Origin of the sequence: Pseudomonas fluorescens (assembly GCF_018614775.1) — a bacterium.
GTDB classification, from domain to species: Bacteria; Pseudomonadota; Gammaproteobacteria; order Pseudomonadales; family Pseudomonadaceae; genus Aquipseudomonas; species Aquipseudomonas fluorescens_BY.
The window spans coordinates 1-15,031 of record NZ_JAGGOF010000121.1; the positions used below are offsets into that span (position 1 = coordinate 1).

Annotated in this window: 12 protein-coding genes; 11 read left to right on the plus strand and 1 reads right to left on the minus strand. The window is 62.1% G+C overall.

What is annotated here, in order from left to right; genetic code table 11:
- Nucleotides 1–41: 41 nt before the first annotated feature.
- On the minus strand, nucleotides 42–1,043 hold the full coding sequence (gene gap / locus J7E36_RS24710; protein ID WP_215008917.1) for a type I glyceraldehyde-3-phosphate dehydrogenase: 1,002 nt from the start codon (nucleotides 1,041–1,043) through the stop codon (nucleotides 42–44).
- A 218-nt stretch (nucleotides 1,044–1,261) separates the two neighbouring features.
- Here gap and edd point away from each other — a divergent pair, with 218 nt between their 5' ends.
- From edd to J7E36_RS24765, 11 genes are all read left to right on the plus strand, one after another.
- Nucleotides 1,262–3,088 (plus strand): phosphogluconate dehydratase, encoded by a 1,827-nt coding sequence (edd, locus tag J7E36_RS24715; protein ID WP_215008918.1) that lies wholly within the window; start codon nucleotides 1,262–1,264, stop codon nucleotides 3,086–3,088.
- Nucleotides 3,085–4,041: a glucokinase gene (locus J7E36_RS24720; protein ID WP_215008919.1), complete on the plus strand. Its 957-nt coding sequence runs from the start codon at nucleotides 3,085–3,087 to the stop codon at nucleotides 4,039–4,041. The genes edd and J7E36_RS24720 overlap by 4 nt, the downstream gene beginning before the upstream one ends.
- A 188-nt stretch (nucleotides 4,042–4,229) precedes the next feature.
- Nucleotides 4,230–4,961: a response regulator gene (locus J7E36_RS24725; protein ID WP_025212240.1), complete on the plus strand. Its 732-nt coding sequence runs from the start codon at nucleotides 4,230–4,232 to the stop codon at nucleotides 4,959–4,961.
- Complete coding sequence (locus tag J7E36_RS24730; protein ID WP_215008920.1) at nucleotides 4,951–6,420, plus strand: ATP-binding protein; 1,470 nt, start codon at nucleotides 4,951–4,953, stop codon at nucleotides 6,418–6,420. The genes J7E36_RS24725 and J7E36_RS24730 overlap by 11 nt, the downstream gene beginning before the upstream one ends.
- A 227-nt stretch (nucleotides 6,421–6,647) precedes the next feature.
- Nucleotides 6,648–7,907 carry a D-mannose isomerase gene (locus tag J7E36_RS24735; protein WP_215008922.1) on the plus strand — a complete coding sequence of 420 codons (1,260 nt, stop codon included), beginning with the start codon at nucleotides 6,648–6,650 and terminating at the stop codon, nucleotides 7,905–7,907.
- 116 nt (nucleotides 7,908–8,023) lie between these two features.
- Nucleotides 8,024–9,325 carry an ABC transporter substrate-binding protein gene (locus J7E36_RS24740; RefSeq protein WP_215008924.1) on the plus strand — a complete coding sequence of 434 codons (1,302 nt, stop codon included), beginning with the start codon at nucleotides 8,024–8,026 and terminating at the stop codon, nucleotides 9,323–9,325.
- A 142-nt stretch (nucleotides 9,326–9,467) separates the two neighbouring features.
- Nucleotides 9,468–10,376: a carbohydrate ABC transporter permease gene (locus tag J7E36_RS24745; protein ID WP_215008925.1), complete on the plus strand. Its 909-nt coding sequence runs from the start codon at nucleotides 9,468–9,470 to the stop codon at nucleotides 10,374–10,376.
- Nucleotides 10,369–11,214, plus strand: coding sequence for a carbohydrate ABC transporter permease (locus J7E36_RS24750; RefSeq protein WP_215008926.1), 846 nt, complete (start codon nucleotides 10,369–10,371; stop codon nucleotides 11,212–11,214). The genes J7E36_RS24745 and J7E36_RS24750 overlap by 8 nt, the downstream gene beginning before the upstream one ends.
- Before the next feature lie 2 nt (nucleotides 11,215–11,216).
- Complete coding sequence (locus tag J7E36_RS24755) at nucleotides 11,217–12,377, plus strand: ABC transporter ATP-binding protein (protein WP_215008927.1); 1,161 nt, start codon at nucleotides 11,217–11,219, stop codon at nucleotides 12,375–12,377.
- Between the two features lie 149 nt (nucleotides 12,378–12,526).
- A complete protein-coding gene (locus tag J7E36_RS24760) occupies nucleotides 12,527–13,873 on the plus strand; it encodes a carbohydrate porin (protein ID WP_215008928.1) in 1,347 nt (448 codons plus the stop codon).
- A gap of 254 nt (nucleotides 13,874–14,127) precedes the next feature.
- Nucleotides 14,128–14,982 carry a D-hexose-6-phosphate mutarotase gene (locus J7E36_RS24765; protein ID WP_215008929.1) on the plus strand — a complete coding sequence of 285 codons (855 nt, stop codon included), beginning with the start codon at nucleotides 14,128–14,130 and terminating at the stop codon, nucleotides 14,980–14,982.
- Nucleotides 14,983–15,031 lie beyond the last annotated feature (49 nt).

A 15,031-nucleotide genomic window follows, 5' to 3' on the forward strand; every position in this document is an offset into this window, starting at 1 on the left:
GCAGGCTCGCTCCCACACAAAGAGTTCAACACCGTGTTTGGTCACTCCGCGTTACACAACGCCAGGCAGTTATCCAGCATGCGGTTGGAGAAGCCCCATTCGTTGTCGTACCAGGCCAGTACCTTGAGCAGCTTGCCGCTGGCCTTGGTGTGGTTGGCGTCGAAGATTGACGACAGCGGGTTGTGGTTGAAGTCACTGGAGACCAGCGGCAGGGTGTTGTAGCCGAGGATCTTCGAGTGTTGGCTGGCCTGGCGCAGCAGTTCGTTGACCTCTTCGGCCGACGCTTCGCGCTTGAGCTGAACGGTGAGGTCGACCAGGGACACGTTGATCACCGGCACACGCACGGCCATGCCGGTCAGCTTGCCCGCCAGTTCCGGCAGCACCAGGCCGACCGCTTCGGCCGCGCCGGTCTTGCTCGGAATCATGTTCTGGGTGGCCGAACGGGCGCGGTACGGGTCGGTGTGGTAGACGTCGGTCAGGTTCTGGTCGTTGGTGTAGGCATGGATGGTGGTCATCAGGCCACTCTCGATGCCCAGCTCGCGGTGCAGCACCTGGGCCACCGGGGCCAGGCAGTTGGTGGTGCACGAGGCGTTGGAAATGATCTGGTGGGACTGGCGCAGGATGTCGTGGTTCACGCCATACACAACCGTGGCGTCGGCACCCTTGGCCGGGGCCGAAATGATCACCTTGCGGGCGCCGGCGCTGATATGGGCGGCCGCCTTGGCGCGGTCGGTGAACAGGCCGGTGCATTCGAACACCACGTCGATCTTCTCGGCGGCCCAGGGCAGTTCGGCCGGGTTGCGGATGGCACTGACCGAGATGCGGTCGCCATTGACCGTCAGGCTTTCATGATCGTGCTGCACGTCGGCATCAAAGGTGCCATGGACGGTGTCGTACTTGAGCAGGTGAGCATTGATTGCGCTGTCACCCAGGTCGTTGATGGCGACGATCTGCAAGTCGCGACGATAGCCTTGGGTATACAGTGCACGGAGGACGTTGCGGCCGATGCGGCCAAAACCATTGATTGCGATTCGAAGAGTCATTAACTGCGCCGCCGTCGATTTGTTGTTGGAATTACAAGATTATTCGCATAAAAATAGAAAACAAGCCTTTTTAGTGGCAATATTTTGTTTTATCTACAACGAGTGACCTGAATCAACCGGTCCGAATGGTCAGAAACCGTCTGTCGCCTCATGGGCAGAAGGCTTTTGACCAGCATAGACAATCAGGTCGCCACACCCGTTAGCCTGGAGTTCTACACATGCATCCCCGCGTTCTTGAGGTCACCGAACGGCTTATCGCCCGCAGCCGCGCCACGCGTCAGGCTTACCTTGCATTGATTCGCGGTGCAGCCAGCGACGGGCCGATGCGCGGCAAATTGCAGTGCGCCAACTTCGCCCACGGCGTGGCCGGTTGCGGCACGGAGGACAAGCACCACCTGCGGATGATGAACGCCGCCAACATCGCCATCGTCTCGTCCTATAACGACATGCTGTCGGCCCACCAGCCTTACGAAACCTTCCCGGAACAGATCAAGAAAGCCTTGCGCGAGATCGGCTCGGTCGGCCAGTTCGCCGGTGGCACGCCGGCCATGTGCGACGGCGTGACCCAGGGCGAGGCGGGGATGGAACTGAGCCTGCCGAGCCGCGAAGTGATCGCGATGTCCACGGCGGTGGCGTTGTCCCATAACATGTTCGATGGCGCGCTGATGCTCGGCATCTGCGACAAGATCGTGCCGGGCCTGATGATGGGGGCGCTGCGCTTCGGTCACCTGCCGACGATCTTCGTGCCGGGCGGGCCGATGGTCTCGGGCATTTCCAACAAGGAAAAAGCCGACGTGCGCCAGCGCTACGCTGAGGGCAAGGCCAGCCGCGAAGAGCTGCTGGAGTCGGAGATGAAGTCCTACCACAGTCCGGGCACCTGCACCTTCTACGGCACCGCCAACACCAACCAGCTGCTGATGGAAGTGATGGGCCTGCACCTGCCGGGCGCCTCGTTCGTCAACCCGAACACTCCACTGCGTGACGCCCTGACCCGCGAAGCGGCGTTCCAGGTCACGCGCATGACCAAGCAGAGCGGCAGCTTCATGCCCATCGGCGAGATCGTCGACGAGCGCTCGCTGGTCAACTCCATCGTGGCCCTGCACGCCACTGGCGGCTCGACCAACCACACCCTGCACATGCCGGCCATCGCCATGGCGGCGGGCATCCAGTTGACCTGGCAAGACATGGCCGACCTGTCCGAGGTGGTGCCGACCCTTAGCCACGTCTACCCGAACGGCAAGGCCGACATCAACCACTTCCAGGCGGCGGGCGGCATGTCGTTCCTGATCCGCGAACTGCTGGGAGCCGGCCTGCTCCATGAAAACGTCAACACCGTGCTCGGTCACGGCCTGAGCCGCTACACCCAGGAGCCGTTTCTCGAGGATGGCGAGCTGGTGTGGCGCGACGGTCCGATCGAAAGCCTCGACGAAACCATCCTGCGCCCGGTGGCTCGCGCGTTCTCGCCGGAAGGCGGGTTGCGGGTCATGGAGGGCAATCTCGGCCGTGGCGTGATGAAAGTGTCGGCCGTGGCGTTGGAGAACCAGATCGTCGAAGCACCGGCGATGGTCTTCCAGGACCAGCAGGACCTGGCGGACGCCTTCAAGGCCGGCCTGTTGGAGAAGGATTTTGTCGCGGTGATGCGCTTCCAGGGCCCGTGCTCCAATGGCATGCCGGAGCTGCACAAGATGACCCCGTTCCTCGGTTCGTTGCAGGACCGCGGCTTCAAGGTGGCGCTGGTCACCGACGGGCGCATGTCCGGCGCCTCGGGGAAAATCCCGGCGGCCATCCACGTCAGCCCGGAAGCGTATGTCGGGGGTGCATTGGCCCGGGTGCAGGAGGGCGATATCATCCGCGTCGATGGCGTCAAAGGCACCCTGGAACTGAAGGTGGACGCCGAGGAGTTCGCCGCACGCGAACCGGCCAAAGGCCTGTTGGGCAACAACATCGGCACCGGCCGCGAGCTGTTCGGTTTCATGCGCATGGCCTTCAGCTCGGCAGAGCAGGGCGCCAGCGCCTTCACTGCTGCCCTGGAGACAATTAATTGAAACTGGCTTTGGTCGGTGACATCGGTGGGACCAACGCACGCTTCGCGCTGTGGAAGAACCACAACCTGGAAAACATCCAGGTGCTGGCGACCGCGGATTACGCCTGTCCCGAGGATGCCATCAAGGTCTACCTCAGCGGCCTCGGCATGGGGCCGGGGTCCATCGGTTCGGTGTGCCTGTCGGTGGCCGGCCCGGTGTCTGGCGATCTGTTTCGCTTCACCAACAATCACTGGCGCCTGAGCAACCTGGCTTTCTGCGAGACCTTGCAGGTGGACAAGCTGTTACTGGTCAACGACTTCTCGGCCATGGCCCTGGGCATGACCTGCCTGCGTCCCGATGAGTACCGGGTGGTGTGCGAAGGCACGCCGGAGCCGACGCGCCCGGCGGTGGTGATCGGGCCGGGTACCGGGCTGGGTGTGGGCACGTTGCTGGACCTGGGGCAGGGCCGGTTCGCGGCGTTGCCGGGGGAGGGCGGGCATGTCGACCTGCCGATGAGCAGCCCGCGGGAAACCCAGCTCTGGCAACACATCTATAACGAGATCGGTCACGTCAGCGCCGAAACCGCCTTGAGCGGCAGCGGTTTGCCCCGGGTGTACCGGGCCATCTGCGCGGTGGACGGCCATGAACCGGTGCTCGATACCCCCGAGTCCATTACCGCCGCAGGCCTGGCCGGCGACCCCATCGCCCTGGAAGTGCTCGAGCAGTTCTGCCGCTGGCTGGGGCGCGTGGCTGGCAACAACGTGCTGACGGTGGGTGGCCGCGGCGGTGTCTACATCGTCGGCGGCGTGGTTCCGCGGTTTGCCGACTTCTTTCTGGAGAGCGGTTTCGCCCGCTGCTTCGCCGACAAGGGCTGCATGAGCGATTACTTCAAGGGCATTCCGGTCTGGCTGGTCACCGCGCCATACTCCGGCCTGATGGGCGCGGGTGTGGCGCTGGAGCAGTCAACCGGTTGAAATGCAGTCACCTGTGGGAGCGAGCCTGCTCGCGATGACGGTGTGTCAGTTGCCATTGATGCTGGCTGATACACCGTCATCGCGAGCAAGCTCGCTCCCACAGGGATTTCACATGCTTCCCATAGTGTTTGCAGGCTTTATCCATCAGGCATAATCCGCCCTAATCCAAACAACAAGGACGCGGCCCTGTGAGTTCAGTAAACAAATCGATTTTGTTGGTCGACGACGACCAGGAGATTCGCGAACTGCTGGACACCTACCTCAGCCGTGCGGGTTTCCAGGTGCGCACCACGCCGGACGGTGCCGGGTTTCGCCAGGCGCTGAACGAAGCGCCGAGCGACCTGGTGATTCTCGACGTGATGCTGCCCGATGAAGACGGCTTCAGCCTGTGCCGCTGGGTTCGCCAGCATCCGCGCCAGGCGCATGTGCCGATCATCATGCTCACTGCCAGCTCCGACGAGGCCGACCGGGTCATCGGTCTTGAACTGGGGGCCGATGACTACCTGGGCAAGCCCTTCAGCCCCCGTGAATTGCAGGCGCGCATCAAGGCGTTGCTGCGCCGGGCGCAATTCGGCCAGGAACGTTCCGGTGGCGAAGTGCTGGCCTTCGATGAATGGCGACTGGACATGGTCAGCCACCGACTGTTCCACACCGACGGCGAGGAAGTGATTCTCTCCGGCGCCGATTTCGCGTTGCTCAAACTGTTTCTCGATCATCCCCAGGAAATCCTCGACCGCGACACCATCGGCAACGCGACCCGTGGCCGTGAACTGATGCCCCTGGACCGGATCGTCGACATGGCCGTCAGCCGCCTGCGCCAGCGCCTGCGCGACACCGACAAGCCGCCACGGCTGATCCGCACGGTGCGCGGCAGTGGTTATCAATTGGCAGCCAGTGTGGTTGCCAGCAATGGTCATTGAATGGGTAGGAAAAGTCGCCCGGCGGGTGCCGGTGCCGCGCTCGCTGCTCGGGCGGATGCTGTTGCTGACCTTGCTGGTGGTGCTGTTCGCGCAGACGCTGTCCAGCGTGATCTGGGTGTCGCAATTGCGCGCCACCCAGCTCGAAGGCCTGGTCACCGCCGCCCGCAGCCTCGCCCATTCGATGACCGCCAGCGTCAGCTATCTGCGCTCGTTGCCGGTGGCTTACCGGCCCTTGGTGCTCGACCAACTGCGCAGCATGGGCGGTACCCGGTTCGTCGTCACGCTGAACGACAAGCCCCTGGGCATGGACGTGCTGCCGGTCACGCCGCGCAAACTGGCGGTACTCAAGGCCGTGGACGAGGTGTTGCGCCGCTCCCTGGGTAACAACGCCGACATTTCGGTGAAGTTTGTCAGCCCCGAGGATTTGCGGATTTTCAACGGCGGGCTGAAGCTCGATGAACTGCCGCGCTCCTGGGCCCACTACGCCTTGACGCTGGAACCGGTGAACCCGCCGGTGCTGGTCACCCAGATCCAGATGGCGCCGGGCGAGTGGTTGTACATCGCCTCGCTGCTGCCCGAACCCTACACCGCCCTCGAAGAGCAGGACCTGCCCAAGCAACAGGTGGGCTTCATTGTGCTCACCAGCAGCCTGTTGCTGCTGTTCATCGGCTTGCTGGTGCATTGGCAGAGCCGACCCCTCAAGCGCTTGGCCCGGGCGGCGCGCGACATGTCCCTCGGCGCTGAAGTGGAACCGGTGGCCGAGGGCGGTGGCAGCGAAGTGGTGGAGGTGGGGCGGGCGTTCAACGCCATGCGCGAACGCATCAGCCGTTATCTGACCGAACGCAGCCAGTTGTTCAGCGCGATTTCCCATGACTTGCGCACACCGATCACGCGGTTGCGGCTGCGGGTCGAGCTGCTGGAGGACGAAAACCTGCAGGCCAAGTTCGGCCGTGACCTTGATGAATTGGAGTTGCTGGTCAAAGGCGCGCTGCAATGCGTCAAAGACACCGACATCCATGAAAACATCGAGCCGGTGGACCTCAATCATGTGCTCGATTGCCTGGTCGAACCTTACCTGGCGCCCAACGGCAACGGCCGGGTGACCCAGGATGGTCGGGCGCTGGCGCCGTATCACGGCAAACCGCTGGCGCTCAAACGCTGCATTGGCAACCTGATCGACAACGCCCTGAAATATGGCCAGAACGCCCACCTGCACATCGAGGACGATGACAGTGCGTTCATCCTGCACGTCGATGACGAGGGGCCGGGTGTGCCGGAACAGCGCCTTGAGCAAGTCTTCGAACCGCACTTCCGCCTCGCTGGGCAGCAGCAAGGCTATGGCTTGGGGCTCGGCATCGCCCGCAACATCGCCCACAGCCATGGCGGCGAGGTGAGTCTGCAGAACCTTCGCGAGGGCGGGTTGCGGGTGACCTTGCAACTGCCTCGCAGTGTGGATTGATCAGGCCGCGTTATCGTTCTTCGCGAGCAAGCCCGCTCCCACACTGGATCTCAGGTGTTCCACAAATCCCTGTGGGAGCGGGCTTGCTCGCGAAGGCGTCAGCCGCTACACCCCATCCCCCAGCTAATTGTCACAGGCCAGTGACATAACTCGCCCCTTTCGTTACCTGTCCGCCGTCCTCCCTTGTTTAGACTCCCCGCGTCATAACAACAAAAAAGGGACCGCCGATGGACACCTTTCAACCGGCCTTCAGCAGTTGGCTGAACGCGCCTGCCCACCAGCATTGGCTCGCCGCGGAAGGCTTGCGATTGCTGGCGTTTGCCAAGGCGTCGAAGCTGCCGGACGGCTTTGGCAACCTCGATGACCTGGGTCGCCTGGCGGCCGATGCCCGGGCCGAAACCATGAACACCGCGCGCATGACCCACAGCTTCGCCATGGCCCACATCCAGGGCCTGCCGGGGTTTGCCGAACTGGTGGATCACGGGGTCCAGGCCCTCAGCGGTCCCTTGCGCGACGCCGAGCACGGTGGCTGGTTCGCCACTGCGCAACCGGCTGAAGACCAAACCGGCAAGGCCGCCTATCTGCATGCTTTCGTTGCCCTGGCCGCGAGTTCCGCCGTGGTCGCCCAGCGTCCCGGTGCCCAGGCGTTACTGGACGAGGCGGTGCGGATCATTGACGCGCACTTCTGGAGCGAAGAAGAGGGCGCCTTGCGCGAATCCTTCAATCGCGACTGGAGCGTGGAGGAGGCCTATCGCGGTGCCAACAGCAACATGCACGCCACCGAAGCGTTCCTGGCCCTGGCCGATGCCACGGACGACCCGCGCTGGCTGGCGCGCGCCCTGCGCATCGTCGAACGGGTGATCCATGGACATGCCGCCGCCAACGACTACCTGGTGGTGGAACATTTCGACCGCCACTGGCAGCCCCTGCGCGAATACAACCACGACAATCCCGCCGATGGTTTCCGCCCTTACGGCACCACCCCCGGTCACGGTTTCGAGTGGGCGCGGCTGCTGCTGCACCTTGAGGCGGCGCGGGTCCGGATCGGTATGCTCACGCCGGGTTGGCTGGCTCAGGATGCACAAAAACTCTTCGACCAGAACTGCCGCCACGGTTGGGACGTCGACGGTGCGCCTGGCCTTGTCTACACCCTCGACTGGGACAACCGCGCCGTGGTTCGCCATCGCCTGCATTGGGTGCACGCCGAGGCGGCGGCTGCCGCCAGTGCACTGCTCAAGCGCACCGACGAGGCGAAATACGAGGCCTGGTACCGAACCTTCTGGGAATTCTGTGACAAACATTTCATCGACCGCTGCAACGGCAGTTGGCATCACGAACTCGATCCGCAGAACCGCCCCAGCGCCGATATCTGGCCGGGCAAACCGGACCTGTATCACGCCTGGCAGGCGGTGTTGATCCCGCGCCTGCCCCTGGCACCGAGCATGGCAACGGCTCTGGCACGCTTGTCCTGCCCTTCACCTGTGTAACCATGTCGTGACATTTACGCGTCCCTTCGTTACCCGCGAAGGGATTCCCTCTGATTAGAATCCATGCAGCGCAAGCACCAGACTTGCATGCATAACAACAAGAAAGGTACTTCTAGATGAATGCGATTTCTCGCCTCGCTACTGTCATTTCTCTTGCATCCCTGCTTCCCGTCACAGCGTTCCCTGTCAGCACCCTTGCCGCCGAATCCAAAGGTACGGTGGAAGTCGTTCACTGGTGGACGTCGGGTGGCGAAAAAGCCGCGGTCGATGTGCTCAAGGCCCAGGTAGAAAAAGATGGCTTTGCCTGGAAGGACGGCGCAGTCGCCGGGGGTGGCGGTTCCACGGCCATGACCGTGCTCAAGAGCCGTGCCGTGGCCGGCAACCCACCGGGCGTGGCCCAGATCAAGGGCCCGGACATCCAGGAATGGGCGTCTACCGGCCTGCTCGACAGCGACGCGCTCAAGGACGTTGCCAAGGCAGAGAAGTGGGACAGCCTGCTCGACAAGAAAGTCTCCGATACCGTGAAGTACGACGGTGACTACGTGGCCGTGCCGGTGAACATCCACCGTGTCAACTGGCTGTGGATCAACCCTGAAGTCTTCAAGAAAGCCGGCATCACGAAAAACCCGACCACCCTCGAAGAATTCTACGCCGCCGGCGACAAGCTCAAGGCCGCGGGTTTCATCCCGCTGGCCCACGGCGGCCAGCCTTGGCAGGACAGCACCGTGTTCGAAGCCGTGGTGCTTTCGGTCATGGGCGCGGATGGCTACAAGAAAGCCCTGGTCGACCTGGACAACGCTGCGCTGACCGGTCCTGAAATGGTCAAGTCCCTGACCGAACTGAAGAAAGTCGCGACCTACATGGACGCCGACGGCAAGGGTCAGGACTGGAACCTGGAAGCGGCCAAGGTCATCAACGGCAAGGCCGGCATGCAGATCATGGGTGACTGGGCCAAGAGCGAATGGACCGCCGCCAAGAAAGTCGCCGGCAAGGACTACGAGTGCGTAGCCTTCCCGGGCACCGACAAGGCCTTCACCTACAACATCGACTCCCTGGCGGTGTTCAAGCAGAAGGACAAAGGCACTGCAGCCGGCCAGCAGGATATCGCCAAGGTCGTGCTGGGCGAAAACTTCCAGAAAGTCTTCAGCATCAACAAGGGTTCGATCCCGGTGCGCAACGACATGCTGGGCGACATGGCCAAGTACGGTTTCGATTCCTGCGCCCAGACCGCAGCCAAGGACTTCCTGGCGGACGCCAAGTCCGGCGGCTTGCAGCCGAGCATGGCGCACAACATGGCGACCACGCTGGCGGTGCAGGGCGCGTTCTTTGATGTCGTGACCAACTACATCAACGACCCGAAAGCCGACCCGGCCGATGCCGCCAGGAAGCTGGGCGCTGCGGTGCAGTCGGCCAAGTAACCGTTAACCCTGTGGGAGCGGGCTTGCTCGCGAAAGCGGAGTGTCAGGCAACCGTGTATGGATTGACACTCCGCTTTCGCGAGCAAGCCCGCTCCCACAAGGGATATCACTGTAGTTTCCAATCCCTGTACTGGATCTTCCCATGAGTTCTGTTGCTGTGTTCAGCAAGGCCTCGCCGTTCGATGTGCTGCAACGCTGGCTGCCAAAACTGGTGCTGGCGCCGAGCATGTTCATCGTGCTGGTGGGCTTCTATGGCTATATCTTGTGGACGTTCGTTCTGTCGTTCACCACCTCGACCTTCTTGCCGAACTACAAATGGGCTGGCCTGGCGCAATACGCGCGGTTGATGGACAACGATCGCTGGTGGGTGGCGAGCAAGAACCTCGCACTCTTCGGCGGCATGTTCATTGGCATCACCCTGGTGATCGGCGTGCTGCTGGCGGTGTTTCTCGACCAGCGCATCCGTCGCGAAGGCTTCATCCGCACCATTTACCTGTACCCGATGGCGCTCTCGATGATCGTTACCGGTACGGCCTGGAAATGGTTGCTCAACCCGGGCATGGGCCTGGACAAATTGTTGCGTGACTGGGGCTGGGAAGGCTTCCGTCTCGACTGGCTGATCGACCCTGACCGCGTCGTGTACTGCCTGGTGATCGCTGCCGTATGGCAGGCCTCGGGCTTCATCATGGCGATGTTCCTGGCGGGCCTGCGTGGTGTTGATCAATCGATCATCCGCGCCGCGCAGATCGATGGCGCGAGCATGCCGCGCATCTACTGGAAAGTGGTGCTGCCCAGCCTGCGTCCGGTGTTCTTCAGCGCCGTGATGATCCTGGCGCACATCGCGATCAAGAGTTTCGATCTGGTGGCGGCGATGACGGCCGGCGGTCCGGGTTACTCCTCCGACCTGCCCGCCATGTTCATGTATTCGTTCACCTTCAGCCGTGGCCAGATGGGCATGGGCTCGGCCAGCGCAATCCTGATGCTCGGTGCGATTCTCGCGATCATCGTGCCTTACCTGTACTCCGAGCTGAGGACCAAGCGTCATGACTAGTCTCGCTACCAAACCTGCCATCAGCCTGAGTCGCATCGCGATCTACGCGGTGTTGATCCTCGCCGTCCTGCTTTACCTGGTGCCCTTGGTGGTCATGCTGTTGACCAGCTTCAAGACGCCGGAAGACATCAGCACCGGCAACCTGTTGAGCTGGCCGACCGTGGTCAGTGGCATCGGTTGGGTCAAGGCCTGGGCGACGGTCAACGGCTACTTCTGGAACTCGATCAAGATCACCGTCCCGGCGGTCCTGATCTCCACCGCCATCGGTGCGTTGAACGGCTATGTGCTGTCGATGTGGCGTTTTCGCGGTTCGCAGTTGTTCTTCGGCCTGTTGCTGTTCGGCTGCTTCCTGCCGTTCCAGACCGTGCTGCTGCCGGCCTCGTTCACCCTCGGCAAGATGGGCCTGGCCAGCACCACTACTGGCCTGGTGTTCGTGCACGTGGTCTACGGCCTGGCGTTCACCACGCTGTTTTTCCGTAACTACTACGTCAGCATTCCGGATGCGCTGGTGAAGGCTGCGCGCCTGGACGGCGCGGGGTTCTTCACGATCTTCCGGCGGATCATCCTGCCGATGTCCACCCCGATCATCATGGTCTGCCTGATCTGGCAGTTCACGCAGATCTGGAACGACTTCCTGTTCGGCGTGGTGTTCTCCAGCGGCGACTCCCAGCCCATCACGGTGGCGCTGAACAACCTGGTCAACACCAGCACCGGGGCCAAGGAATACAACGTTGATATGGCAGCGGCGATGATCGCCGGGCTGCCGACCCTGCTGGTCTATGTAGTGGCAGGCAAGTATTTCGTGCGCGGCCTGACGGCCGGCGCAGTCAAGGGGTAATCATGGCAACGCTCGAACTTCGTAACGTAAACAAGACCTACGGTGCCGGCCTGCCGGATACCCTGAAGAACATCGAGTTGTCGATCAAGGACGGTGAGTTCCTGATCCTCGTCGGCCCTTCGGGTTGCGGCAAGTCGACACTGATGAACTGCATCGCCGGCCTCGAAACCATCACCGGCGGCGCGATCATGATCGGTGACCAGGACGTCAGCGGCATGAGCCCGAAGGATCGCGACATCGCCATGGTGTTCCAGTCCTACGCGCTGTACCCGACCATGAGCGTGCGCGAGAACATCGAGTTCGGCTTGAAGATCCGCAAGATGAGCCAGTCCGCCATCGACGAAGAAGTCGCCCGCGTGGCCAAGCTGTTGCAGATCGAGCACCTGCTCAATCGCAAGCCCGGCCAGCTTTCCGGTGGTCAGCAACAGCGCGTGGCCATGGGCCGGGCACTGGCGCGGCGGCCGAAGATCTACCTGTTCGACGAACCGCTGTCCAACCTCGACGCCAAGCTGCGGGTCGAGATGCGCACCGAAATGAAACTGATGCACCAGCGCCTGAAAACCACCACGGTCTACGTGACCCACGACCAGATCGAAGCCATGACCCTAGGCGACAAAGTGGCGGTGATGAAGGACGGGATCATCCAGCAGTTCGGCACGCCGAAAGACATCTACACCAACCCGGCCAACCTGTTCGTGGCGAGCTTCATCGGTTCGCCGCCGATGAACTTCATCCCGCTGCGCCTGCAACGAAAGGACGGTCGCCTGCTGGCACTGCTCGACAGCGGCCAGGCCCGTTGCGAGCTGCCGCTGGGCATGCAGGACGCCGGCCTGGAAGACCGCGAGGTGATTCTCGGCATGCGCCCGGAACAGATCGTGCTGGCCGGTAGCGAGCCCAACGGCTTGCCGACCATCCGGGCAGAAGTCCAGGTCACCGAGCCTACCGGGCCGGACACCCTGGTATTCGTCAGTCTAAATGACACCAAGGTTTGCTGCCGCCTGGCGCCGGACGTGGCGCCGCAGGCCGGGGAAAACATGACGCTTCAGTTTGACCCTCAAAAAGTATTACTATTTGACGCGCAGACCGGTGAACGCTTGGGTATGGCTGGTCAGGCGCAAGCCGAAGGGCGAGCGCCGAACGTGGCTCAGTTCAAGGGCCGCTGAGAGATGGAGGAGGGAGTGGGTCTGTGAGAGCAAGGCTTGCTTCCCCGGCAAGGGGTATGCGGTGGATGGGGGACCACCCACCGCAATCGTTGTAAACCGCGTTAGAAAAAATAAAAACAGTAAATAACAATAAGACGAGGAATGTAGGGATGAAGAAGAAAAACAATACCAAGCTTATCTGCCAGTTGTCAGCCGTTGCGGCGATGATGCTGGTGGGTAGCGCACAGGCGGCCGACGCGTTCAGCGCCGATTCGCAGTGGATGACGGGTGACTGGGGTGGTGAGCGGACCAGGCTGATCGAGCAGGGTATCGACATCAAGGCTGACTATGTCGGTGAAGTGGGTGGCAACCTGCACGGTGGCTACAACGACGACAAGACAGCGCGTTACGCCGACCAGTTTGGCCTGGGCGTGGCGCTGGACCTGCAAAAGCTGTGGGGCTGGGATAACACCCAGGCCAAGATCCAGCTGACCAACCGTAACGGTGAAAACATCTCCAACGACCGCGTTGGCGACCCGCGTGCCGGCACCTTGAGCTCCTCCCAGGAAGTCTACGGCCGTGGCCACATGGTCCGTCTGACCCAGCTGTGGATCAAGCACCAGTTCCTCGACGGCAAACTGGACGTCAAGGCCGGTTACTTCGGCGAAGGCGAAGACTTCAACACCTTCCCTTGCGAGTTCCAGAACCTGGCATTCTGCGGTTCCCAGGCGGGTAACTGGGCCACCGGTATCTGGTACAACTGGCCGGTCATGCAAGCCGCGCTGCGTGTGAAGTACAACATCACCCCTGAGTTCTATGCGCAGATCGGCGCGTACAACCAGAACCCTTCGCAGTTGGAGCACGGTAACGGCTTCAAGCTCAGCGGCAGTGGCACCAAGGGCACCGTGATCCCGGTCGAGCTGGTCTGGTCGCCGAAGGTCAACAGCCTGCCGGGCGAATACCGGGTCGGTTACTACAAGAGCACGGCTGACGCCAATGACGTCCGTGAAGACGACAACGGTGACGATGCCGCGACCACCGGCAACGCCTATCGCAGCCACAACAGCAAGCACGGCTACTGGTTCGTTGCGCAACAGCAACTCACCACCCACAACGGTGATGCGTCCCGCGGCCTGAACATCGCCGCCAACGCGACCTTCCACGACAAGGACACCAACTTCGTCGACAACTACCAGTCGCTGATGTTCGTGTACAAGGGGCCGTTCGATGCACGTCCTAAAGATGACATCGGCATCGGTTTCTCCCGTATCCATGTCAACGATGACGTGAAGAAAAACGCCGAGCTGACCAACGATGCCAATGGCGTCACCGACTACAACGACCCACTGTTCGCACCGTTGCGTACCACTGAGTACAACTACGAGCTGAACTACGGCGTTCACGTCACCAACTGGCTGACCGTACGTCCCAACCTGCAATACATCACCCACCCAGGTGGCGTTGATGAAGTCGACAACGCCCTGGTGGCCGGCCTGAAAATTCAGTCGGTGTTCTAACGTTGTTGCGATAAGCTCCTCTCTATGTGCGCATATTTGCGGACAGCCAAGGCTGTCCGCTTTTTTTGGGGCGTTCATCCAGAATAGGGAGCAACGTGTGGGAGCAAGGCTTGCCCGCGATGAAGTTAATGCGTTTTTGCCCCTGAACCGAGGCGCCTGTGTCGCGAGCAAGCTTTGCTCCCACATAAAACCACCTCGCCACAAAAGCATGCTTCACCCCGTCGAGAGTTCAATGACTTCCAGGACTGCGGCTCATGCATGAGCATCCGCTACAACGCTTTTTCAGATCCTTGCGCGAGCGCCCGGTGTTTGCCTGGGAGCGCTACCGGCAGCGTGATGTGCTGGTGATCGATCACCCGCTGTGCCAGGCAGTGTTCAGCCGCCAGGGCGCGCAGTTGTTGCACTTTCAACCACGCGGCCAGAAGCCCTGGTTGTGGTGCGCGGCCAAATGGCCGCAAGTCGGCGCGATACGCGGCGGAGTGCCGGTGTGCTGGCCGTGGTATGGCCGCCATCCCAGCGAAAACGCCTGGCCGTCCCACGGGTGGGCGCGCCTGATCGACTGGAAACTGCTCGACAGCCGCAGCGATGACGACGGTGTGCATTTGCACTGGCAGTTGCAGCTGTGCGATTGGCAAGTGGACCTGCATGCGGACCTGGGCGAGCGCATGGAATTGCGCCTGAGCACCGAGCACCAGGACAGCCTGCCATGCCAATTGAGCCAGGCTTTGCATGCTTATTGGCGTATTGGCGACGTTGGTGAGGTAGCGCTGTCTGGGCTCGAAGGTGCCCAGGGTTACGACCAGTTGAGCCGCGAGGTTTGCCAGCAGGAGGGCGAGCTGCGGGTCGATGGTGGCTGTCAGCGGGTGTTCCAGCACGATGGAGAGTTGCAGCTGAAGGACCACGCCTGGCAGCGCGAATTGTGCATCGACACCGGCGACAGTGCCGACACGGTGGTGTGGCACCCCGGCGCACGGCCCCTGCTGGGGGTGAGCTGGGATGAGGTCAATGAGTTCGTTTGCGTCGAAGCGGCCAGCGGCGGCACCGACAGCCTGTGCCTGGCGCCGGGGGAGCGGGCGCACCTGAGTTTGCAGGCGCGGGTGGGGGCTTAGCTCAGGATGCTCGTGGGTCAGTTGATCGTTCCCACGCGGAGCGTCACTA